The following is a 20,123-nucleotide window of genomic DNA, read 5'->3' as shown; positions in this document are numbered from 1 at the left end:
CCTGGGCCGTCAAGGGTTTGAGCTTTCATGAACTGAAGATCCAATGACGTGTCAAAGACGCATCAGGCCTGTGAACTTGGAGTTTCTTCAATCCTTGTGAAAAGTATTGACGAAAAAACTTTGCCCAACTCTACTGAGGCTCTGACCGCTCCGTCCCGCCGTGCCCGCTGCGGCGGGGCGGAGCCCTGGCCGGGAGTCTTCGCCGTGTTCGGAGAGTGGGCGCCTGGATCCGCCCGATGCCGTTCTGTGTTCGCTACTTGTCGTCAGGGAAGGCAGGGGACGGTGCCGCCGTCCGCCCAGTGCACCTCGGTGCCGGGAAGCGTCGCCGACCACGGTGCGGCCACGGCCGCCAGCACGCTCGCGTCCGGAGGCGTGGGGCCGAGGCCGATCGCGAAGCGGGCCAGGGTCGGGGTCCGCTCGCAGGGCCGGGGCCAGGCGTGCGCGTCCGCACACCCGGCCTCCGCCAGGGCGCCGAGCAGGGCGCGCAGCCGGCCGCGGGTGCGGCCCAGGCCGTCCTCGAAGTCACGGGGCCCGGAGCCCGTCACGGTGACCACGGCCCATGCGGCGTGCCGGCGGTGCGGGGGAGTGGCGGCGGCGACGGCGCCGGCGAGCCCTGCCGCCGGGCTCTCCTCCAGCGCCTCCCACGCGGCGAACAGCTCCCGCGTCAGCAACTCTGCTACCCCTGAAGTGACTTGGCCCGTGCAGCTACGGACCGGGGCGGAGGGGGTCAGCACCGTGACCGGGTCCCCGACTGCGTACGCGGCTGCGCCCTGGTCGGCCGGAGCGGCCCGCGGCAGTTCCAGGGAGACCGGGGTACGCCAGTCCCAGGCGGCCCAGGTGGCGAAGAAGGTGCGGAGCAGGGCGGCGGGGGAGGGGTCGGGGGCGGAGCGGACCGTGTGGGCGGCCAGCACCGACCAGGCGAGTCCCGGCAGCCCGCCGAAGGGCGCCGAGTCCAGGCCCCGGGACCGGGCCCAGGCCTTGACCTCGCGCGCCAGCCGGGCGAACGCCGCATGCTCCGGGCCCACGAAGCTCCGTACCGCCTCGGCGTCGCTCACCGCACTCAGCGCCACCGCCGCGGCCTCGCCCAGCTCCGCCCGCCGGGCGACGGCTCGCTCCGGCGGCACCGGCCCGGTGGCCACCACGACGAGGTCCACGTCCAGCCCGGCGACGCCGAACCGCAGCCCCGGCACCCGGGCGCCGGTCACCTCGCGGAGCCGCTCTGCTTCCGGGACGGCCGACGCGATGCGCGCCCGCACCCCCGCCAGGTCGACGGCGCCGGGCAGGGCGGCAACCAGGTCGAGATCGGAGCCGGCCCCCGCACACCCCATCCGGCGCGAGCCGGCCACGGACACGACCCCCTCGGGCAGCGCCGCGGCGACCTGAGCGGCGACCCGCGCGGCGAGCCCCGCGGCCGGCTCCGGCTCGCCCGGCCCGGGGGGTGCGGGGCGTGACGGGTCGGGGGTCCAGCGGGTGGCTCCCGTGCCGAGGTCCACCGTGGCGCGGATCTCCATCGGCCCGTCCCCGCGTCGGGACAGTACGGCGAGCGAGCTCACGCGGGCCGTGCGGCCGGCGCCCAGGCGAGCGGCGAACTCGCGTTCCGCCCGCCGGGGATCGGTGCTGCGGCCCAGGGTCAGGTGGGGGGTGAAGCCCTCGGCCCGGCCCCGGCAGCCCGGGAACCGTGCGGCCAGCGACCGCCGCATCGCCTGCCACGGCGCGTCGCCGGCCGCGGCGGCGGAGGGGTCCAGCCACAGGGTCGGACCGAAGGCGTACACGCCTTCCAGGCGTGCCGTGAACGCGGCCGTTTCCGCGGCTGCTTCGGCCAGCAGGGGCAGGGCCGCCTCGAAGGAGGACTCCGGTACGAAGCCGAAGAGCAGGTTCACGTGCGCGGGCCAGCGCTCCGCCTGCGGGTCGTGTGCGCGGCGCAGCGCCTCGATCGGCTCGTCCCGCGGCGCCAGCCAGGCCACGGCCGTCCGCGCGGTGGCGGGGATCTCCAGTACCGCGTGCCCGGGCCCGTCGGCCGCCGGGCCGAAGTCCAGGGCGGCCTCGACCCCGTAGTGGTCGGAGATGAACAGCCCGTCCGCTGCCGGGGAGTCGCCGCGCAGTGCGGCCTCCGTCACGCGAGCCCCCGCCGACCGCAGCAGGATCCGGTCCAGGCGAGCGGCCCGTCCCGTCAACGACCCCACGGCCGCGAGCGGATTGGCGACGGGGTCGAAGGTCGCGGTCGCGTCCTGCGGTCCGTGCACCTCGGTCCACGCGTCCCGGAGTCCCAGGGCCGCCGCCGGTCCCTCGGCTCCTGACCGGCCGTCGTTGAAGTCGCCGAGCAGGGCCACGTCGGCCGCCTCGATCCCCGCCAACCCATCGGACAGGCGGGCCAGTTCGGTCGTGCGCCGGTCCTCGCCCCGCTCCGTGTGATCGCTCGTCAGGTGCGTGGCCGCGACCACCAGGGGTCCGCCCGCCGTGTCCACGGTCACGGCGACGACCGCCTTGTGCGGCCCCAGTACGTGAACGCCCGCCTCCCGCACCGGAAGTCGGCTCAGCACCAGCAGTCCGCTCTCCGCCACGTCCCGGCCGCCCGGGTCCGCGGCGACCGTGTAGCGGGCCCGTACCCACGGCTCGGCGAGCAGCATGCCGAGCAGCTCGCGCTCCACCTCCTGGAGGGCGATCACATCGGCGTCCACCGCCGCCAGGTCGGCCAGCAGCAGCGGCCTGCGCCGTGCGGTGGCGATGCGCGGGGCGTCGTACCGGTCCCAGAGCGTGTTCCATGTCAACAGGCGTATCTGCGCAGGCCGTTCGGCGGGGGCGGCCGTACCCTCGGGTGCAGCCCGCCACGCGCCGCCGCCGGACGCGTCCCACGCGTACGGCGTCCGCGCGGTGAAGAACGGCGCCCGCAGCAGCCTCGGGTCGCGGACCCGTCCGGCCGTGGTGCTGTCGATGGTGTCGACGCCCGTCGCCCGGTCCCACACCAGCTCGCCGTCGGCTTCCACGAACAGCACCCGGTGCCAGGGGATGTCGCCCCCGGGCACGAAGGACGGCAGCGGCACCCGCTTCGGAGCGGCTCCGCGCTGCAGCAGTCCCAGCGTGAACCGGGCGGGATCGAAGCGGGGATCCCAGCGGACCTGGTGGTAGAGCTCCTCGCTGGTACGCATCAGCCCTCCTCGCGGGTCGTCGTGCGGGTGGCGGTGCCGGGAACCGTGCGGGTCGCCACGCCGCCGATCGTGCCCGCCGCGTCCTCGACGGTTCCGCTCGCCCCGATGTACCACGTGCGGTGCGCCTCGCCGGGATACGGAGGAACGAACCGGCGCAGCTGGGATGCCAGGACCTGCTCCGGAACCGGGTGGGTGCGCGTGGAGTTGCGGCGCATCAGCTCCGCCTCCCCGACCAGCAGCACGGCGTGCGTGACGAGCGCGTCGCGCCGCCGGGCGACCGCTCCGGCCAGTCCCCGCTGCTGCGCCGTGAGCGAGGTCGCGTCCCACACCACCGTGCCCCCTCGGCGCGCTGCCGCGGCGAGCGCGGAGTCCAGCCGGTCGAGGCCCTCGCGGAGCACGTCCGCGTTGTCCCGCTGGTCCGCGCGGGAGCCCCGGGCGCCGCGCAGGTCGTCGAGGCTGATGTAGGCCTCCACCCCGGGCAGGGTGCGGGCGTAGGTGCTCTTCCCGCTGCCCGAGGGGCCGCAGAGCTGCACCAGCCGGGGGAAGGAGGCGCCGTCCCGCCAGCGCCAGGTCGCCGCGACCGCCTCCTCGGCGCCGGTCAGTCTGCCCTGCCCGTAGGCGCGGCGCGCCTCGGCCCAGCAGCGGTCGGCGGCGTCACCGCCCGTACCTCCGCGGGCCGCGTCACCTGCACCGCCCATGCCGCCTGCACCGCCCATGCCGCCTATGCCGGCTCCGGCGAGGGCCTCTCGCAGCCCCTCCCGCAGCGGCTCCAAGGGCGCCGGACCGAGCAGCCCCGCCTCCTGGGCATGCAGTGCGGACCACTCGACGCATTCGGCGTGCTCGGCCCGCCCGCCGCCACCGGCCCCGGGGAGCGCCCCGGCCAGCGCGTGCAGCACTCCGAGGTCGGCCGCCTCCGCCATCCGTACGAGCCCCGCCCGCCGTTCCGCGTCCGGGTAGGGGAAGGGCCTGCGCAGCGCCGGGAAGAGCCCGACCAGGTCCGCGACCCGCCGTGCGGTGGCCATCCCGAGCGGCCCCGCCGCCAGCCGGGACGCGAGCACGGCCCGCGGTACGCCGTGCAGGGCCGCGGCCAGGATCCCGGCCAGCCGTTCCTCCCCGGACCGGCGCACGCTCAGCCCGTCGATGCGGTCCGCCACTTCGGCGACCAGCTCCTCGGCTCCGGCGGCCTCGGCTCCGACGGGCTCGGCTCCGGCCGCCCCGGCCGCCGTGTCCTGCCCCAGCGCGCGGAGCAGCCCGGCCGCGTCCGGATCCGCGCCCGACCGGGCGTCCCAGAGGGCGGCCGTCGGGCCGAGACCGTTCGGTACGACCTGTGCGTACATCCAGTGCGTGTCCGTCTGCACGTGCCCGCCCCGCACCCATTTGGCCACGCACCGCCCGAAGTCGGCCCGGTCGAAGCCGGCCGCGGTGCGGACCACGTACCCCTCCTGCCGCGCCGTATCGAGCCGCAGCCGGCGTAGCGCCCGCTCGTCGAAGACACCGCGCCACAGGACGCGGGGCCCCGGGACCCCGAGACCGCGCAGGAAGAGTTCCGTCCGGTCCCAGTCCAGGCAGTGGTCGCCGTCCCACACCGAGAACCCGTAGAACCACGCGTCGAGTTCCTCGTACGCGAGCGAGTGCCGGGCGTAGACGTTCTCCCCGCACACCCGCCAGCCGGCCGGGATCCCCTGGCCGATGCGGCTCTGCAGGCCCTTCACCCAGGCCCGCGACGGATGGTGGCCCGAGTCGAGCGACCGCGCGTGCAGGCCGTCGGCGTACAGGGTCGTGTTCTCGCCGTCGAGCTTCTCGGTGACCACGACCTCGCGCCCGGCGAATCCGGCCAGCATGCCGGGGCCGGTGGTCCGCACGTCGTCGGACGTCGCACCCGGGGACCACGGCAGGTGCGGGGTCCGGGGGTAGTGCGTACGCATGATCCGCTCCCTGCGGGCCGGGGCTGGTGCCCGGCCACTCTAGGGAGGCCGAACCAGCCCGGACCAGCGAATATCGGCGGATCAGTAGCCGATGGTGAACCGCTTGCCCGCGTGTGCGTCGCGCTCGATCTCGTCCAGCAGCGCGACCGCGAAGTCCTCGGTGGAGATCAGGCTGTTGCCGTGATCGTCGACGACCAGCTCGTCGAGCCCCAGCCGGTACGTGCCCGTCCGGGTGCCGGGCTCGATCGTGGCGGCCGGACTGAGGTTGGTCCAGTGGACCTCGTCCACCGGAACGGTCCGCAGGAAGTCCAGGGCGTCCCCGTGGGCGTGCATGAGGGCGAGCACCGGTGCCGGGATCCCGGCCTGGTCCCAGACCAACGGTCCGCCGGGGGTGCGCAGGGAGCCCGCACCGCCGACGGTGACCACGCGCGGCCGGGGCCCGTCCTCGCCGAGGGCCTGCACACCGCCGATCAGTGACTTCGCCGCACCGACGAGCGTGCCGGGATCCCCGGAGCCCGGACCGTACGCGCTGACCACCACGTCCTGCCCGGCCGCGGCCCGGCTCACGGACGCGGGGTCGAGGACGTCGCCGTGTACGACGGCGACGTCCGCGGAGCTGACTTCGGACTCGGCGAAGTGCGCGGGATCGCGTACGACGGCCGTGACCTCGTGTCCGCGGCCGAGTGCTTCGTGCAGCACCCGGGATCCGATCATGCCGGTCGCGCCGAAGAGAGCGATCTTCGCCATGGCCACTCCTGGAGGTGGAGGCTGGAGGGGCCCCGGTCGGGGTCCGCCGGGCCCATCCAAGCGAATCCCGCCTCCGGCACGCGGCAGCGCCACGCGGTCAGTGGCACAGCGCGACGATGGCCGGGTCCACCCTGCCCCGGGCCGCCGCGCACAGCGGAGCCATGTCGTACGTACGGTGCGGCGCGGGCCGGGTGCGAGGGGCCTTCGCGGCGGGCGCCGCGGGCTTCTTCGGCGCGACCCGCCGGGGCTTCGCCGGCCGGTGCCGCGGAGCGGCGGGCTTCACCCGGCTCCGCGGCCGGGCGGCGGGCGCGGCGGGCGCGGCCTGCCGGGGAGCAACTGCGGCCCCCGGAGCGGGAGTCGAGGCGCCCTGCGGTGCGGCATCCGCCTCCGAAGCGGCACCCGCATCCTGTGCGACCTCCGGCAGCGCCCCCAGCGGCCAGGCCTCGACCGCCGGTCCCGGCAGGGCCGTCCGCACCGGCGTGGGCGCGGGCCGCACTCCGTTCCCCGAACCGGCCCCGGCTCCGACCCCAGCTCCGGACACGGCCCCGGCTCCGGAAACTGCCCCGGCCCCTGCCCCCGGAACCACCCCCGGCCCGGCGGGGCCCACGGTCACACATCCGGTCACACACCCGGCCGCCACGGCCAGCGCGACGATGATCAGGGGCACCCGCGGTCCCCGGCGCGACTCCATCCGCCCACCCTGCCCGACGGAGGCCCGCGCCTCCGCACCCGCTCACCCGGACGGGTGGTGCGAACCCCTCGACAGGGGGGTCTCAGCCGCAGGTCACGCTGTCCCTCGGGGTGTAACGGGTCTTCATCGTCTCCCGCTTGACCTCTTGCCCGCCCTTCACGAACACCCGGTCGACGGCGACGTCGAAGCCCTCCAGCGGGGACTGCGGCTCGCACTTCGGGCCGGTGTCCGTGCGCGTGGCGGGCGGCTTGACGTTCGTCCGCGGACCCTTGGCCGCGCGGATCTCGTCGTACTTCTTCGTTCCGAGGAAGGTGATGGTGACCGAGGTGTCGGTCGCCTCGGCCTGGATGTAGAGGGCCTTGCCCGAGTCGTTGGCGAAGCGCAGGTCGAGGCTGCCCCACGCCACGGTGGCCTCGCGGCCTTCCGGGTAGCGCTCGATGTAGAAGGAGTGCGCACCGTACTCGACGGGCTTGACCCCGGAGAAGAACATCGCGTTGAAGACCGTGGTGGCCACCGCCGAAACGCCGCCGCCGGAGGCCTTCTCGTACTGGCCGTTGTTGATGATCAGGCCGTCGACGAAGCCGTTCTCCTTCGTGCGCTCGCCGACGCGGCGGTTGAAGCTCCACGTCTCGTCGGGCAGCACGAGCGAGCCGTTGATCAGCTCCGCGGCCCGCCCGATGTTCGTCGTACGGTACGGGGCCTTCTCGAAGTCGACGGTGAAGGAGGACACCTCCTCCTTGATGCCCAGCTGCCCGATCGTGTCCTTGGTGAGCTTCGGCCCGACCTCCTCCGTGGCGACCTCGCCCGTCCGCTCCGCCGCGCCCGTCCGCGTCAGCAGCGGGAGGACGGCGGCGGACAGACCCTCCTCGGAGACCCGGCGCCCGGCCCGGCCCTCCTCGGCGACGGAGACCCCGCCGGCGGAGTCCGTACGCAGCTTCGCCTCGACGGGGCCCGGCGCGGCCTGCCGCAGCGGACCGGCCAACTCCGGGTCGGCGAGCAGCGCCTTGGCGTCGAGCCGGGGCGCGAGGCGGCCCTGGCCGTCGTCCTTGAAGGTGAGGTGCCGGGCGAGGACGGCCGGGCCGACGGGTATGCGCTTGTCCCGCACGGTCAGGGTCACCGGCGCGGACACCGCGGGTTCGGCGAACTCCTTCAGCGCCCGCTCCGTCTCCTGCTGCCCGATGCGCGGCTCCGTGGTCCGGACGGGCAGCACGACGGGGCCGCCGGGCGTCCCGTCCGCGGGCCGGGCGTAGGCCGAGCGGAGCACGCCGAGGGATCCGTCGACGTCGAGCTCGGTCCCGGTGACCGGGGCCACCGCCTTGGCCTTGCCCTTCTCGAAGGAGACCGCGCCTTCCCGGGCCTCCTGACGGGTCTTCGCGCCGAGCCCGTCCAGGGCGGAGCGGGCCGCCTTCTCGTCGAGCCGGACCACGGGCTCCACCGAGGGGTCCCCGGAGGAGAACAGCCGGCCGATCACGCTGACCGGGTCGGAACCGGAGCGGGCCGCCCGGTCGGCGGTGGCGCCGGTGTCCAGGGACAGGCCGAGCGTGGCCGGCTGCGCCTGCTCGGTCCGCTCCCCGATCCGCAGGGCCAGCGGGGCCGCGGCGGACGGGCCGAGCGCACGGTTCAGGGTCTGCCGGGCCTCGGCGCGGCTCATCCCCCCTATGTCGACACCGCGCACCTTCGTACCGGTGGCTATGTCGTCGCCCGCCAGCAGCAGGCCCGCGGCGTACAGCCCGCCGAAGCCGAGGACCGCGACGCCGCCCGCCACGCCGGCCACGCCCGGGACGGACCACCGTTTGCCGGTGGCCGCCGGGGTGCCCGTACGGGGTGCGCGTCGCATGTCTGGGTCTCTCCTCGGTCCGGTGACGTGGTCGGACCGGCGGTTTTCATGCCGCCAGTCCGCCCCGGGAACGTAGCAAGATCCGTGTAACCAGGTAATAAGGAGGTATAGGGGTGGCAAAGGGGAATCTGTTGATCTCCGTAACCCGGGGGTCGCCCGCGCTGTTGCACAGCCCGCGGGCCCACCGGTGCGCAACGCCCCGAGGCCCGCGTCATGGCCGCGCGACGCCCGGCGACGCCGGGCGTTCCCCGCGCGCCGGGGCAGCACGGCGCCCCCGGGGCGCCCCTACGGTGAAATGGAGTCCGATGCCGCAGCTGACCGACGAGGACGTGACGCAGGACACGGGCGCCACCCCGGCCGCACCCGTAGTCCCGGCCGCATCCGGAGCCCCGGCCGAACCCGCTGACCCCGCCGCGCGCCCCGGCACGTGGATGACCCCGGAGGAGTACGGGGCCTCCCGCGCCACCCTCTGGACCGGCGCCGTCGTCCTCGTCACCGACGGCGACGGGCGGGTCCTCGTCCAGAGCGTCGACTACCGCCCCGACCGGCTGCTGCCCGGCGGCGCCGTGGACGCCGGCGAGGCGCCGGCCGCGGCGGCCGCGCGCGAGGTGTACGAGGAGCTCGGCGTCGAGGGACGCTACCCGCGCGGCCTCGCCGTCGACTGGATTCCCGCGGACACGCCCGGCATGCCGCCCGGGATGGGGTTCCCCGGCGAGATCCTGCACGTCTTCGACGGCGGTACGTGGACCCGGGAGCGCATCGACTCCGTCCGGCTCCCCGCGCAGGAGATCACCGGCATCCACTTCGCCGAACCGGCCGAGCTGCCCGCCCTGATGGACGCGGGCGACGCCCGCCGCGCCCTCTCCGCCCTGCGGGCCCGGATCAACGGAGGGGGAGCCGCCCTGCTGGAGGACGGCCGCCCCACCACCCCCACGGCCCTGGACCGGCTCGGCGTCCTGCGCAGCCGCCGGATTCCGCTGCACGGCACCTGGCACCCGGGCCGCGCCCCCGCCCACCTGACGCCACGGGACCCCGCCGGCTGGCTGTTCGCCCCCGACGGGCGCGTGCTGCTGCTCATCGCCCGGGCCACCGGCGCCGCCCACCTCCCGTCCCCGGCGGCGGGCCGCACCGCGGGCGCGCTCCCGCTCGGGTACCGGTGCGCCGACCAGGGCGCCCACCCGCGGACCGCGGCCCGGCTCACGGCGCTGCCCCCGGGCCCGGACCCGGCGTACGCACGGCTGCTGGCCACCCCCGAACAGGTCCGGGAACTCAGCGACTGGGGCCCGGCGGGCCACGAGGAACTCGCCGCCGTCCACACCGCCCGCGCCCACCTCTCCCTCCCGTCGCCGCCCCGCACCCCGCCGACGGAACTCCCGGCGGAGGGCTGCCACTGGTGAGCACGGGGCGGCTCAATCCCCGGTCCACGGGCCCCGGTCCCGCAGCATGAGGGGATGAGCGAGACTGCGATCACCTACACCGTCTACGTCCAGGCCGACCCCGCGCGCGTGTGGCAGGCCCTGACCGAGCCGGCGTTCACCCGCCGCTACTGGGGCCTCGACTTCGAGACGGACTGGCGGGTGGGCTCGACGATGGACTGGGTGGAGCGCGGGGCCCGGACCAGCGATCCGGAGCAGGTCGTGCTGGAGTGCGTACCGGAGCGGCTGCTCTCCTACACCTGGCACACCTTCACCCCGCAGTGGGCCGCCTCCGCGGGCATCGGCGAGGAACTGCGCGCCGAGCTGGCCCGCGAGCGGCGCACGAAGGTGACGTACGAGATCGAGCCGGTCGGTGACACGCTCGCCCGGCTCACCATCCTCCACGAGGACTTCGAACCGGGCGGCGCCCTCATCGGCATGTGCGGGCGTGCCTGGCCGATGCTCGCGTCCAGCCTCAAGACCCTCCTGGAGACGGGTGCCCCGCTGCCGGATTCAGGTGCGTGACGGGACGGTGCAGCTCGGTCGGCCGTCGGGGATGTCCTTGCTGTCGTCGTACGGGTCGACCACCGGCCACGGCCGCTCGGCGGCGGCCGCCTCCCTGGAGAAGTAGGGGTGGACGAAGCCGTCGACGGTGCCGCAGTCGTGGTTGCCGAGCTGCCGGCGGTACCCGGCCGGAATCAGCTTCCCGGCCGTCACGCCAGGGGAGTCGGACGCGGCGTAGAGCAGCACGAGCTGCCTCCGTACGACCACCCGTGCCACCTCCTCCGTGCCCGGCGCGGGTCCCGGCTCCGGGCGCGGGGCCACGCGCCGCACGGCGTAGACGAAGGTGTAGTCGGCGTGGATCCTGATCTGTCCCGGAGCCCCGCCGGCCTCGAAGGTCATCCGGCCGCGCACCCTGATGCCGCCACGGGCCGGAGTGAGCCGGGCGGGGTCGAAGCGGGTGAACAGCTCGGTGGGGTCGGCGTCCGGGAGCCCCGGTTCGCGCAGGTGCTCCGTCAGCTCGGCGCGGGCGGGCTGCTGCGGATCGAGCAGCTCCATGGCGTCGGCGGGCCACGCGCCCTGGAGCACCTCCGGATCCAGATTGGCCGCGACCAGGAACTCCCTGGCCCGGCGCAGTCCGTCGGAGACCTTCTCCTTCGGGATCGAACCGACCGCCGTGGCCGCGGGCAGCGGGAGCTCGTCCTTCTCGGTCGCCCAGGTCCGGGCGGGCGAGCCGCGCAGCGGCAGGCCCGTCGTGGCCGGCCAGGCATCGGGCCATGACTGCTCGTCGAGCCCGGCGGCATGGAGCCGGGTCTCGGGCCGACCCTCCGGGGCGGCCACCAGCCACGCGGTGACCCCGGCGAGCGCCAGGGCGGCGACGGCTCCGACGGACAGGCGTCTGACGCGCCGCCGGCGCTGGTCGGCGTGGAAGGCCGTGTCACGGTCCTGACCCCCGCCCAGGCCGTGGCCCCGGCTCTGGTCCCCCGCCCGTGTCTGATCTTGCCCGTCTGCGTGCAGTCGCGTGACGAATTCCGCCGGTTCCGTCATGTCAGGCCCCCGCCCATGCTCTTGTCTCCGGCCCATCTCACAGGGCGTCACCGACACGGCACAAGCCGGACCGAGATCACGTAATAGTCCTGTGACGTGCGCAGATGCGGGACGACTGGCTCCGCCGGCCCCTCCCCGACCGTCCTGCGGAGGCTTGATGCCACCCTGACAACTCGTCCTCGATCGGTGTCGTGTGGAATGGCTGCATGGGGAGAAGCGAGCACCAGATACGCCAAGGCGGCCCGGAGCGCCGGACCGAGGGGACGGCCGGCGCGGTGGCGGCGAACACGCCGTCCGAGCACTGGCGTTACGCCCGGCACCTGGATTCCCTGGCAGCCGTCTCCGGTCAGCCCGGGGAGGCCGAGGCCGTGGCCGCCGTCCTGCGCGACCCGGACCTGGTGATGGCGGAGAGCGCGGTGGTCACCCACCTCGACCGGCGGGCGGCCGGACTGCTGGCCGACGAGGCCTTCCCGGCCTGGGCGCAGGCCGTGGGGGCCGCCCTCGGCGGCCGCAGCTTCGCGGTCCGCCGACTGAGCGAGTGGAGCCTGCTGAAGGCCGTCACCCAGGGCGAGCCCTGGTCGGCGGGGGAGCTCCTAGCGGCCTCCGACTGGTGCCAGCGCACGGCGGCCCAGTCCCTGCACGCGGACGAGGCGCTGCGGCTGCTCGCCGCGGGCGCCCGGACCCGCCGGGTCCGCAACGCGGCGGCGCAGCGGCTGCTGAGGCGGGCCGCCGTGAGCTCGTGACCGGCCCGGCCCCGGAGCCGCCTCACGCGGGGGAGGGCCGGACGCGCGGGAGGGCCGCAACCGCACCGCGGTCCCGGCCCTCCCGACGTGATACGACGTGCTACTTCGTGCCGCGCCGCACCCGCGCCGCCGCACGGGCCTCGGCGGCCTGCCGGGCCTCGATGGTCTTGCGGGACTCCTTGCCCTTGCCGGGCCGCCCGGGCCGGGTGCCGATCCCGCGGAAGCCGAGGTCCGAGCCCGAGGGCCGGCCCTTGGCGTCGGTGGCCGCGGCGCCGGCCAGCGGCACGCCGGAGGGGGCCTTCGCGCCGGTGATGCGGCTCAGCGCGGCCTCGCCGGAGCGGACCTGGGTGATGGTCGGCCGGATCTTGGCGTCGGCCATCAGCCGGACGATGTCGCGCCGCTGGTTGGGGGTGACCAGGGTGACGACCTTGCCGGACTCGCCCGCCCGCGCGGTGCGGCCGCCCCGGTGCAGGTAGTCCTTGCTGTCGGCCGGCGGGTCCACGTTGACCACGAGGTCGAGGTCCTCGATGTGGATGCCGCGGGCGGCGACGTTGGTCGCGACCAGGACGTTCAGCAGGCCGTCCTTGAACTGCCCGAGCGTCCGGGTGCGCTGCGGCTGCGACTTCCCGCTGTGCAGCCCCTCCGCCCGTACGCCCATGGCCCGCAGGTGCTTCACGAACTGGTCGACCCCGTGCTTGGTGTCCAGGAACATCAGCACCCGGCCGTCGCGCGCCGCGATCTCGGTCGCTGCCGATACCTTGTCGGCGGCGTGGATGTGCAGCACGTGGTGGTCCATCGTGGACACCGAAGCGGACTGCGGGTCCACGGAGTGACCGACCGGGTCCTTCAGGTACCGCTGGACGAGCTGGTCCACGTTGCGGTCCAGCGTGGCCGAGAACAGCATCCGCTGGCCGGCGTGGTGGCACTGGTCGAGGATCTCGGTGACCTGCGGCATGAAGCCCATGTCGCACATCTGGTCGGCCTCGTCGAGGACGACGATCTTCACGCGCTCCAGGTGCACGTCGCGCCGGCCGATGAGGTCGCTGAGCCGGCCCGGGGTGGCCACCACGATCTCGGCGCCGGTGCGCAGCGCGCCGGTCTGCTTGCCGATCGACAGGCCGCCGACGACCGTGGCCATGCGCAGCTTCAGGGCCTGCGCGTACGGGGCCAGGGCCTCGGTCACCTGCTGCGCCAGCTCGCGGGTCGGTACGAGGACCAGCGCGAGCGGCCGCTTCGGATCCGCCTGCTGCCCCGCCGTACGGGCCAGCACGGCCAGGCCGAAGGCGAGCGTCTTGCCGGAGCCGGTCCGCCCGCGGCCGAGGATGTCACGGCCCGCCAGGGAGTTGGGGAGGGTCGCCGCCTGGATGGGGAACGGCTGCGCCACCCCCTGGTCGGCCATCGTCTTCACCAGCTCAGGGGGCAGGCCGAGCTCCGAGAAGGACTCCACCGGCGGCAGGGCCGGTGTGGTCGTCCGGGGCATCGAGTACTCGCCCTGGGGGCCGAGGGTCCGCGGGGTCTTTCCGCCGCCCTTCGCACCACCCCTGGGGCTCGCCTTGGCTCCGGCCTTGATGCCGAAGCGCCCATGAGCTGACGGGTTCCTCATGCAGAACCTTCCGTGAGACGCGCAAGATGTTCGGGAGTGCGACGGGAACGCCGCCAAAAGGCGAATTTTACCATCGGGGTCATGGGGCCACCGGCCCGAGTTCCCCGGCCCGTACCCGGTCCAGATGGGCGGTGACCTCGGCCGTCGCCCGCCCGAACCAGTCGGCGATGACGGCGACCTCGTCGGGGGTGTACTCGGCGAACACCGCGCCGAGCCGGGCGTAGAAGGGCTCGTAGACGGCGAAGATCCGCGCGGCGGCGGCCGGGTCCGCGACCACCCGTACCCGGCGCCGGTCGGCGGGATCGGGCTGCCGGCTCGCGTACCCGGCGCGCTCCAGGCGGTTGAGCACCCCGGTCACCGCGCCGGTGGTGAGGTTGGTCAGCTCGGCGAGGTCGCCGGCGCCGAGCGGGTCGTCGGCGGCGCCCAGGATGTGGCCGAGGCAGGTCAGGTCGGTGACGTTCAGCCCGAGGAGCTGCGCCACCTCCTGCTGGCCGACGATGCCGAGAGCGACGTACCGGTCCATGCGCGACAGCGCCTCCTGGACCGTGGCCGCGGGGCGGGGCTTGCCCTGCACGCGGATACTCCTTAGCATCTAAGTTACTTAGCTCGTGAGATAAATGGCTTTCTCGGTAAGAGAACGCCATTCGAGCCTACTGAACCGCTGAACCACTGAATCGACGAAGCAGGGGAGAACGATGAGCGCTCACGGCCATGTGGACCTCGGCCACACGGTGGCGGGCTGGACCGGCACCGCCATCGCCCTGGTGGGAAGCGCGGTGGCGGGCGCCGCCCTGTGCTCCTCCTGGACCCCGGGACTCTGGATCGGCCTGGGGCTCGTCGTGGTGGCGGGCATCGTCACCTGGCTCCTGCACCTGGCCGGCTGGGGCAAGCCGAGCGGTCCCCGGCCGGAGAGCCAGTGGGACTGGCGGGTCCGCGACACCGTCGCGCACTCCGGTCACGCCGACTGCCTGGGCTGCCGGCTCAGCGGGCCGCGGCGAGGTGCCGCGGCAGCCCCCGGCCCTCGATCCGCCGCGTCGTTGCCCGCTGCGGATGGCACCGCATGAGCATCCGGGTGGAGCGCTCCCCGTAGTGGATCGCCCACGTCCGTCCCCTCTCGAAGACTCCTCCGGAGGACCCCGCCGAGAGCCCTTCCCGGGGCCCGGGTGAAGGCCTGTTCCCCCGATTCGCGGACGTGATGGAGAAAGGTTCGAATATCCGGGAACACCCCGGTTGGCCCCGCTTGGCGTGTGCTCGGGCCGATCAATGGGCAGGATCGGGACCGGCCGCGTGTGCGGCCGGTGGAACGTTGTGAAGGATCAGTACAGATGGCAACAGGCACCGTGAAGTGGTTCAACTCTGAGAAGGGGTTCGGCTTCATTCAGCAGGACGACGGCGGCCCTGACGTGTTCGTCCACTTCTCCGCGATCCAGACGACCGGCTTCAAGGAGCTGGCCGAGGGCGCGAAGGTGGAGTACAGCGTGACCCAGGGTCCCAAGGGTCCTCAGGCGGAGCAGGTGGTCACCATCGGCTAGCGCCGCTTCACGAGTCCGGCACGTGACGTGAGCCCCGCCCGGTGACCGGGCGGGGCTCACGCACGCCCGGCCCCGTGATCCGGCGGGGGCTCACGTGCGCCCGGCCCGGCCGGGTAGCGTGGGCCGGATGATGACCGGCACGCCGGACACCCGGCTGATCGTGCTGCGCGGCAACTCCGCCGCGGGCAAGTCCTCCGTGGCGGAGGGCATCCGAGACCGGCACGGCCGAGGCGTCGCGCTCGTGGGCCAGGACAACCTGCGCCGCGTCGTCCTGCGGGAGCGGGACACCCCCGGCGCCGCGAACATCGGGCTCATCGGCAGCGTGGCGCGCTACGCGCTGGACCACGGCTTCCACGTGATCGTCGAGGGGATCCTCTACGCGGACCGCTACGGCCCCATGCTCGACGCCCTGCGCCGCGCCCACCGCGGGCCGACACACTTCTACTACCTCGACGTGCCGTTCGAGGAGACCTTGCGCCGGCACGCGGGCAAGCCGCAGGCCGCCGACTTCGGCGAGGCGGAGATGCGCGACTGGTACCGCCCGCTCGACCTGCTGCCCGGCGACTGGGAGAGCGTCATCGGGGCGGACCACTCGCTGGACGACACCGTCACCCGGGTCATGGCCGAGACCGGACTGACGGCGGAGACGGCCTAGCCCGCACCTGCAGGCCGGGGCGGCTTCAGCCCGCCCGGTGCAGGGCGATGAGGAGGAGCCAGATCCGGTCCGCCAGCCCGGCCGGGTCCGCCGGCCCGTCCGGCAGGTCGCCGTGCAGCCAGTCCGCGAGGACGGCGGTGAACGTGGCGGCCACGGCCGAAGCCACCAGCTCGGGGCGCGGGGCCCCCACCGCGGCGCGTTCGGCCCGGCTGCGCTCGCGCAGTTCCCGGTACAGGCGTTCGCCCAACGGGCCGCCACCTCCCGGCAGGAGCAGGGTGCGGTAGAGCGCCGCGCGGTCGGCCGCGCCGCCGAGGAAGGCGGCCAGTGCGGCCGGGGGGCGGGCCGGCGGGCGCGCCGACGGCTCCGTCTGCCAGGCGTGCAGGGCGTCGACCGCCGCATGGACGACGTCGGCGCACGCGTCCACTGCGAGCGCGGTGAGGTCCTCGTAGTGCAGGTAGAACGTGGCCCGCCCGACGCCCGCCCGGCGGACCACCGCCGAGACGCTGACCTCGCCGAGCGGCCGGTCCGCGCATTCGGCGAGGAGGCTCTCGCGCAGCCGCTCCTTGGTGCGGGCGGTGCGGGGGTCGGTCCGGGCGGTCATCCGGCGAGCAGCGCCGCGCCCAGGGCGAGGGCTCCGGGCAGGGCCTGGGCGAGGAGGATGCGGCGGTTGGCGGTCGCGGCCCCGTACACCCCGGCGACGATCACGCAGACGAGGAAGAAGATCTGCGTGGCGAGCGAGTCGATGACGAGGGACCAGACCAGGCCGGCGGCGAGGAAGCCGTTGTAGAGGCCCTGGTTCGCGGCGAGCGGGGCGGTCAGGCGGGCGGTGTCGGCGTCGAACCCGTGCAGGGCGCGGCCGGGCGGCCGCTGCCACAGGAACATCTCCAAGACCAGGAAGTACACGTGCAGTGCGGCGACGAGGCCGATGAGGATCGTTGCGACCGTGTGCACGGCCACCTCCCTGGGGGCGGAGCGAGCCGAGGGCGGTCCCATCGACTTCCTGGACAACTGTACAGGAACTCGGGTCGCGGCCCGCGGTCCGCGACGCGGCTACGCTGACCGCATGACTGCGCTCGTATATGAAGACTTCGCCCCCGGACGCCACCGCGAGGCCACGCTGATCCGGCACGCCCTCGGCAGCGTCCACGAAGAGGCCCTGGTCGCGGGCCTGGCGGGCGGCATCGGCTTCATGTACTTCGTGTTCGAGTACGCCGGCCGGCCGGCGATGCCGACGATCGTCGCCCAGGCCCACCCCGACCCCTGGGTCCAGGTCGCCCTGACCCGCCTGCACATCCCGTACGAGGCCACGCGCAGCGCCAAGCCCCGCTGGCACCGGGTCGAGGCCGCGCTCGACGCCGGGGCCCCGGTGTTCTGCACCGTCGACCGGTCGCGCCTGCCCTGGCACGGACCCGCCCCGATGGCCGAACTGGCCGCCGCCGACCCGTACGTGGTGGCCGTGGTCGGCTACGACGGGGACACCTTCCAGGTCGACGACCCGGCGGCCGGGATGGAGGGATCGGGCGCGCCGTACGCCATCGGCCGCGAGGAGTTCGGTGCGGCCTGGTCCGGGCACAAGAAGGGCCGCCACCAGATGGTGGTGACCACCGGGAAGCCCGCCGGCGAACCCGACCTGGACGCGGCGATCGCCGCCACCGTCTCCCGCCTCACCGGGCCGGTGCTCGGCAACCACTTCGACGTCAACTTCGGCTTCTCCGGCATGGAGAAGTTCGCCGCGCAGCTGCGCGACACCAGCACCAAGGCGGGCTGGGAGCGCCGCTTCGCCACCCCCGAGGCCTTCGCCCTGGGCACGCAGCGGCTGTACGCCTGCCTGGAGGAGGAGTGGACCGCCCCGGGCGCCACCCGGCCGCTGTACGCGGACTTCCTCGACCTTGCCGGGCACGGTGAGGCGGCCGCGCTCTTCCGCGACTCCGGCGAGCGGTGGTCGCGGCTCGCGGGGCGGGCCCTCGCCGCGGACCCGGAGTCGGACGCCGCGGGGCGGCGGGAGCTCTTCGACGCCTGCGCCGATCTCGTGGACGGAGCCCTGGAGCTGGAGCGGCAGGCGGTCGGGCTGCTGCCGGAGGCCGCGCCGGGGGAGTGAGGCGGCGTCCGGGGTCGTTCGAGGCCGTTCAGGGTCGTTCCGGGCGGTTCGGGGCCGCGTCAAAAGTTGAGTTGCTCAATTTTTGACGCGGTAAAACCCGGGGGCGTACGGTGGGCAAACCGTCCCCGAGCACCCCTAAGGCCCCGTACCGCCCATGGAAATGACCCTCGTCTCGATCGTCGGCGTCAGCAGCATCGTCGCCGTCGCCGCCTTCTCGAAGCGGCTCGGCCTCGCCGCCCCGCTGAGCCTGGTGGTCGTCGGCATCGCCCTCAGCTTCGTACCGGGAGTGCCGGCGCTCGCCATCGAGCCCGAGTGGGTCCTCGCGGGCGTGCTGCCACCCCTGCTCTATTCGACCGCCGTGAACATGCCGGCGTCGGACTTCCGCCGCAACATCAAGGCGATCAGCGGCCTCGCGGTCCTGCTCGTGGCCGTCACCACCCTCGGGGCGGGCTGGCTCTTCCACTGGCTCATGCCGGGCCTCGGCTGGCCCGCCGCCTTCGCCCTCGGTGCCGTGGTCAGCCCCACCGACGCCGTCGCCGCCACCTCCATGGGCAAACAGCTCGGCCTTCCCGCACGGCTGCTGACCATGCTGGAGGGCGAGGGGCTCGTCAACGACGCCTCCGCGCTGGTGCTGCTGCGCTCCGCGATCGCGGCCATGGCCGGAACCGTCTCCCTGGCCGGGGTCGCCGGGAACTTCCTCTTCTCCGTGGCCCTCGCCACCGCGGTCGGCATCGTCGTCGGCCTCGTCAACGTCCGGGTCCGGGCCCTGCTCAAGGACAGCCTGCTGAACACGGCGATCTCCTTCGTCGTGCCCTTCGTCGCCTTCCTGCCGGCCGAGGAGTTCCACGCCTCCGGAGTCCTCGCGGTGGTCGTCGCGGGTCTGGTCACCGGCCATCAGGCGCCGCGCTTCCTGAGCGCCCGGGACCGGCTGACCGAGGCCATGAACTGGCGCACCCTCGCCTTCCTGCTCGAAAGCGCGGTCTTCCTGCTGATGGGGCTCGGCCTCAAGGGCCTCCTCGACGAGGTCGCCGCGGACGGGCTCAGCGCCTGGCGCGCCCTGTTCATCGGCCTCGCGGCCGCCGCCCTGGTCATCGTGGCGCGCATGGTGTTCGTCGCCCCGCTCATCGCCTCCCTGCGCAAGGACGCGCAGCGGGCCGCAGAGAAGAAGCCGCGGCTCGACTGGCTGATGGACCGGCTCGGCGCCCCGGAGTCCGAGCGGCCGGCCCATCCGCTGCGGCCCCGCAGGGAGCTGAGCCCGCGCCGCAGGGAGCAGATGAGGGAACGCGTCACCCGGGCCTCGGCCGACGCCGACTTCAAGGTCAACGAGAACCTCGGCTGGCGCAGCGGAGTGGCCCTGGCCTGGGCCGGGATGCGCGGGGCGATCACCGTCGCCGCGGCCCAGACCCTGCCCGAGGACACCCCGTACCGCCCCCAGCTGCTGCTCATCGCCTTCGTGGTCGCCACCAGCACCCTGCTGCTCCAGGGGCTGACCCTGCCCGCCGTCATCCGGAAGGCGAAGATCTCCGGCGACGACCCGGTCCGCTTCCAGGAGGAGTACGCGCGGCTGCTCGACGAGGTCGCCGCCGCCGGCCGGGCCGCACTGGAGGAGCCGGGCCTGGTCCGGGCCGACGGCAGCCCGTACGCGCCCGAGGTCCTCGCCAAGGTCCGCGAGGACGCCCGCCTCGACCGGAAGGCGAGGGAGGGACACGTCCCCGCCGACATCGACGGCGTGCGGGAGCAGTACGTGGACCTGCGCCTCGGCGTGATCGCGGCCTCGCGGGACGCCGTACTGGCCGCCCGCTCGACCGGGATCTACAGCTCGCAGGCCATCAACCAGGCCCAGCAGGGGCTCGACCTGGACGAGGCCCTGTTCCAGCGGCTGGGCGACGCCACCGGGCACTGAGCCACCGGGCGCCGCCGTCCGCCGCCGCCGTTCCGCTCAGCCCTCCCCGACCCTGACCGCCGACACCGGGCAGGCGCGCGCCGCCTCCCGCAGCAGCGGGCTGCCGCCGCCGTCCTCGCGGCCCGGCAGCACCGCGCCGAAGCCGTCCTCGTCCTGGGTGAACACGCCCGGCGCGGTCAGGGCGCACTGCCCGGCGCCGATGCAGAGGTCCGTGTCGACGGAAACCCGGCCGACAGGAGGCTCGGGGGCAGGGCCGGCGGGAGGCGTGGGACCCACCGGG

General features: G+C 74.5%; 19 protein-coding genes. 8 read left to right on the top strand and 11 right to left on the bottom strand.

The window, feature by feature from the left end; translation table 11 throughout:
* Positions 1-263: 263 nt before the first annotated feature.
* The 5 genes from ACZ60J_RS04075 to ACZ60J_RS04055 form a co-directional block, all read right to left on the bottom strand.
* The gene (locus ACZ60J_RS04075) at positions 264-3,146 is read right to left on the bottom strand and encodes a poly(A) polymerase (RefSeq protein ID WP_469678827.1); all 2,883 of its coding nucleotides are present in this window, start codon (positions 3,144-3,146) and stop codon (positions 264-266) included.
* A complete protein-coding gene (locus tag ACZ60J_RS04070; protein WP_469678826.1) occupies positions 3,146-5,071 on the bottom strand; it encodes an RNA ligase family protein in 1,926 nt (641 codons plus the stop codon). Before ACZ60J_RS04070 ends, ACZ60J_RS04075 begins: the two co-directional genes overlap by 1 nt.
* Before the next feature lie 81 nt (positions 5,072-5,152).
* On the bottom strand, positions 5,153-5,818 hold the full coding sequence (locus ACZ60J_RS04065; protein WP_469678825.1) for an NAD(P)-dependent oxidoreductase: 666 nt from the start codon (positions 5,816-5,818) through the stop codon (positions 5,153-5,155).
* Positions 5,819-5,915: 97 nt separating this feature from the next.
* Entirely contained in the window at positions 5,916-6,359 is a 444-nt protein-coding gene (locus ACZ60J_RS04060) for a hypothetical protein (protein ID WP_469678824.1), read from the bottom strand.
* 232 nt (positions 6,360-6,591) lie between these two features.
* Positions 6,592-8,346: a VanW family protein gene (locus tag ACZ60J_RS04055; RefSeq protein WP_469678823.1), complete on the bottom strand. Its 1,755-nt coding sequence runs from the start codon at positions 8,344-8,346 to the stop codon at positions 6,592-6,594.
* A 305-nt stretch (positions 8,347-8,651) separates the two neighbouring features.
* Here ACZ60J_RS04055 and ACZ60J_RS04050 point away from each other — a divergent pair, with 305 nt between their 5' ends.
* Together ACZ60J_RS04050 and ACZ60J_RS04045 are read left to right on the top strand one after the other, a co-directional pair.
* Positions 8,652-9,743 carry an NUDIX domain-containing protein gene (locus tag ACZ60J_RS04050; RefSeq protein WP_469678822.1) on the top strand — a complete coding sequence of 364 codons (1,092 nt, stop codon included), beginning with the start codon at positions 8,652-8,654 and terminating at the stop codon, positions 9,741-9,743.
* A 54-nt stretch (positions 9,744-9,797) separates the two neighbouring features.
* Complete coding sequence (locus ACZ60J_RS04045; protein ID WP_469678821.1) at positions 9,798-10,286, top strand: SRPBCC family protein; 489 nt, start codon at positions 9,798-9,800, stop codon at positions 10,284-10,286.
* On the opposite strand, the gene ACZ60J_RS04040 is transcribed toward ACZ60J_RS04045, so the two are convergent.
* Positions 10,275-11,309, bottom strand: a complete 1,035-nt coding sequence (locus tag ACZ60J_RS04040; protein ID WP_469678820.1) for a hypothetical protein — start codon at positions 11,307-11,309, stop codon at positions 10,275-10,277. The two genes, ACZ60J_RS04045 and ACZ60J_RS04040, sit on opposite strands and share 12 nt — an antisense overlap.
* A gap of 206 nt (positions 11,310-11,515) precedes the next feature.
* Here ACZ60J_RS04040 and ACZ60J_RS04035 point away from each other — a divergent pair, with 206 nt between their 5' ends.
* On the top strand, positions 11,516-12,052 hold the full coding sequence (locus ACZ60J_RS04035; protein ID WP_469678819.1) for a hypothetical protein: 537 nt from the start codon (positions 11,516-11,518) through the stop codon (positions 12,050-12,052).
* Positions 12,053-12,152: 100 nt separating this feature from the next.
* Here ACZ60J_RS04035 and ACZ60J_RS04030 read toward each other — a convergent pair whose 3' ends face one another.
* Together ACZ60J_RS04030 and ACZ60J_RS04025 are read right to left on the bottom strand one after the other, a co-directional pair.
* The gene (locus tag ACZ60J_RS04030; RefSeq protein WP_469678818.1) at positions 12,153-13,655 is read right to left on the bottom strand and encodes a DEAD/DEAH box helicase; all 1,503 of its coding nucleotides are present in this window, start codon (positions 13,653-13,655) and stop codon (positions 12,153-12,155) included.
* A 79-nt stretch (positions 13,656-13,734) separates the two neighbouring features.
* Entirely contained in the window at positions 13,735-14,229 is a 495-nt protein-coding gene (locus tag ACZ60J_RS04025) for a MarR family transcriptional regulator (protein WP_469678817.1), read from the bottom strand.
* A 121-nt stretch (positions 14,230-14,350) separates the two neighbouring features.
* On the opposite strand from ACZ60J_RS04025, the gene ACZ60J_RS04020 reads away from it, so the two are divergent.
* From ACZ60J_RS04020 to ACZ60J_RS04010, 3 genes are all read left to right on the top strand, one after another.
* Positions 14,351-14,719: an HGxxPAAW family protein gene (locus ACZ60J_RS04020; protein ID WP_469678816.1), complete on the top strand. Its 369-nt coding sequence runs from the start codon at positions 14,351-14,353 to the stop codon at positions 14,717-14,719.
* Between the two features lie 261 nt (positions 14,720-14,980).
* Positions 14,981-15,187 (top strand): cold-shock protein, encoded by a 207-nt coding sequence (locus ACZ60J_RS04015; protein ID WP_250739345.1) that lies wholly within the window; start codon positions 14,981-14,983, stop codon positions 15,185-15,187.
* Between the two features lie 130 nt (positions 15,188-15,317).
* The gene (locus tag ACZ60J_RS04010) at positions 15,318-15,842 is read left to right on the top strand and encodes a kinase (RefSeq protein ID WP_469679105.1); all 525 of its coding nucleotides are present in this window, start codon (positions 15,318-15,320) and stop codon (positions 15,840-15,842) included.
* A 25-nt stretch (positions 15,843-15,867) separates the two neighbouring features.
* On the opposite strand, the gene ACZ60J_RS04005 is transcribed toward ACZ60J_RS04010, so the two are convergent.
* Both ACZ60J_RS04005 and ACZ60J_RS04000 read right to left on the bottom strand, forming a co-directional pair.
* Positions 15,868-16,443 carry a TetR/AcrR family transcriptional regulator gene (locus ACZ60J_RS04005; RefSeq protein ID WP_469678815.1) on the bottom strand — a complete coding sequence of 192 codons (576 nt, stop codon included), beginning with the start codon at positions 16,441-16,443 and terminating at the stop codon, positions 15,868-15,870.
* Positions 16,440-16,793, bottom strand: coding sequence for a DUF1304 domain-containing protein (locus tag ACZ60J_RS04000; protein ID WP_469678814.1), 354 nt, complete (start codon positions 16,791-16,793; stop codon positions 16,440-16,442). The genes ACZ60J_RS04005 and ACZ60J_RS04000 overlap by 4 nt, the downstream gene beginning before the upstream one ends.
* Positions 16,794-16,905: 112 nt before the next feature.
* On the opposite strand from ACZ60J_RS04000, the gene ACZ60J_RS03995 reads away from it, so the two are divergent.
* Positions 16,906-17,940 (top strand): BtrH N-terminal domain-containing protein, encoded by a 1,035-nt coding sequence (locus tag ACZ60J_RS03995; protein ID WP_469678813.1) that lies wholly within the window; start codon positions 16,906-16,908, stop codon positions 17,938-17,940.
* Positions 17,941-18,094: 154 nt separating this feature from the next.
* Positions 18,095-19,843, top strand: a complete 1,749-nt coding sequence (locus tag ACZ60J_RS03990; RefSeq protein WP_469678812.1) for a cation:proton antiporter — start codon at positions 18,095-18,097, stop codon at positions 19,841-19,843.
* Between the two features lie 36 nt (positions 19,844-19,879).
* Here ACZ60J_RS03990 and ACZ60J_RS03985 read toward each other — a convergent pair whose 3' ends face one another.
* On the bottom strand, positions 19,880-20,119 hold the full coding sequence (locus ACZ60J_RS03985) for a ferredoxin (protein ID WP_469678811.1): 240 nt from the start codon (positions 20,117-20,119) through the stop codon (positions 19,880-19,882).
* Positions 20,120-20,123: the final 4 nt, after the last annotated feature.

It is taken from the genome of Streptomyces sp. NPDC104226, from assembly GCF_055584085.1.
Note: the sequence above shows the minus strand (reverse complement) of the source record. Positions and strands in the feature narration are given on the sequence as shown.

Bases quoted from the DNA above. Each gene is read 5' to 3' on its own strand.
- ACZ60J_RS04070 (WP_469678826.1), bottom strand. From the start codon at position 5,071: ATGCGTACGCACTACCCCCGGACCCCGCACCTGCCGTGGTCCCCGGGT.
- ACZ60J_RS04045 (WP_469678821.1), top strand. From the start codon at position 9,798: ATGAGCGAGACTGCGATCACCTACACCGTCTACGTCCAGGCCGACCCC.
- ACZ60J_RS03995 (WP_469678813.1), top strand. From the start codon at position 16,906: ATGACTGCGCTCGTATATGAAGACTTCGCCCCCGGACGCCACCGCGAG.
- ACZ60J_RS04050 (WP_469678822.1), top strand. From the start codon at position 8,652: ATGCCGCAGCTGACCGACGAGGACGTGACGCAGGACACGGGCGCCACC.
- ACZ60J_RS04055 (WP_469678823.1), bottom strand. From the start codon at position 8,346: ATGCGACGCGCACCCCGTACGGGCACCCCGGCGGCCACCGGCAAACGG.
- ACZ60J_RS04015 (WP_250739345.1), top strand. From the start codon at position 14,981: ATGGCAACAGGCACCGTGAAGTGGTTCAACTCTGAGAAGGGGTTCGGC.
- ACZ60J_RS04075 (WP_469678827.1), bottom strand. From the start codon at position 3,146: ATGCGTACCAGCGAGGAGCTCTACCACCAGGTCCGCTGGGATCCCCGC.
- ACZ60J_RS04065 (WP_469678825.1), bottom strand. From the start codon at position 5,818: ATGGCGAAGATCGCTCTCTTCGGCGCGACCGGCATGATCGGATCCCGG.
- ACZ60J_RS04040 (WP_469678820.1), bottom strand. From the start codon at position 11,309: ATGACGGAACCGGCGGAATTCGTCACGCGACTGCACGCAGACGGGCAA.
- ACZ60J_RS04005 (WP_469678815.1), bottom strand. From the start codon at position 16,443: ATGACCGCCCGGACCGACCCCCGCACCGCCCGCACCAAGGAGCGGCTG.
- ACZ60J_RS04035 (WP_469678819.1), top strand. From the start codon at position 11,516: ATGGGGAGAAGCGAGCACCAGATACGCCAAGGCGGCCCGGAGCGCCGG.
- ACZ60J_RS04010 (WP_469679105.1), top strand. From the start codon at position 15,318: ATGACCGGCACGCCGGACACCCGGCTGATCGTGCTGCGCGGCAACTCC.
- ACZ60J_RS03990 (WP_469678812.1), top strand. From the start codon at position 18,095: ATGGAAATGACCCTCGTCTCGATCGTCGGCGTCAGCAGCATCGTCGCC.
- ACZ60J_RS04020 (WP_469678816.1), top strand. From the start codon at position 14,351: ATGAGCGCTCACGGCCATGTGGACCTCGGCCACACGGTGGCGGGCTGG.
- ACZ60J_RS04030 (WP_469678818.1), bottom strand. From the start codon at position 13,655: ATGAGGAACCCGTCAGCTCATGGGCGCTTCGGCATCAAGGCCGGAGCC.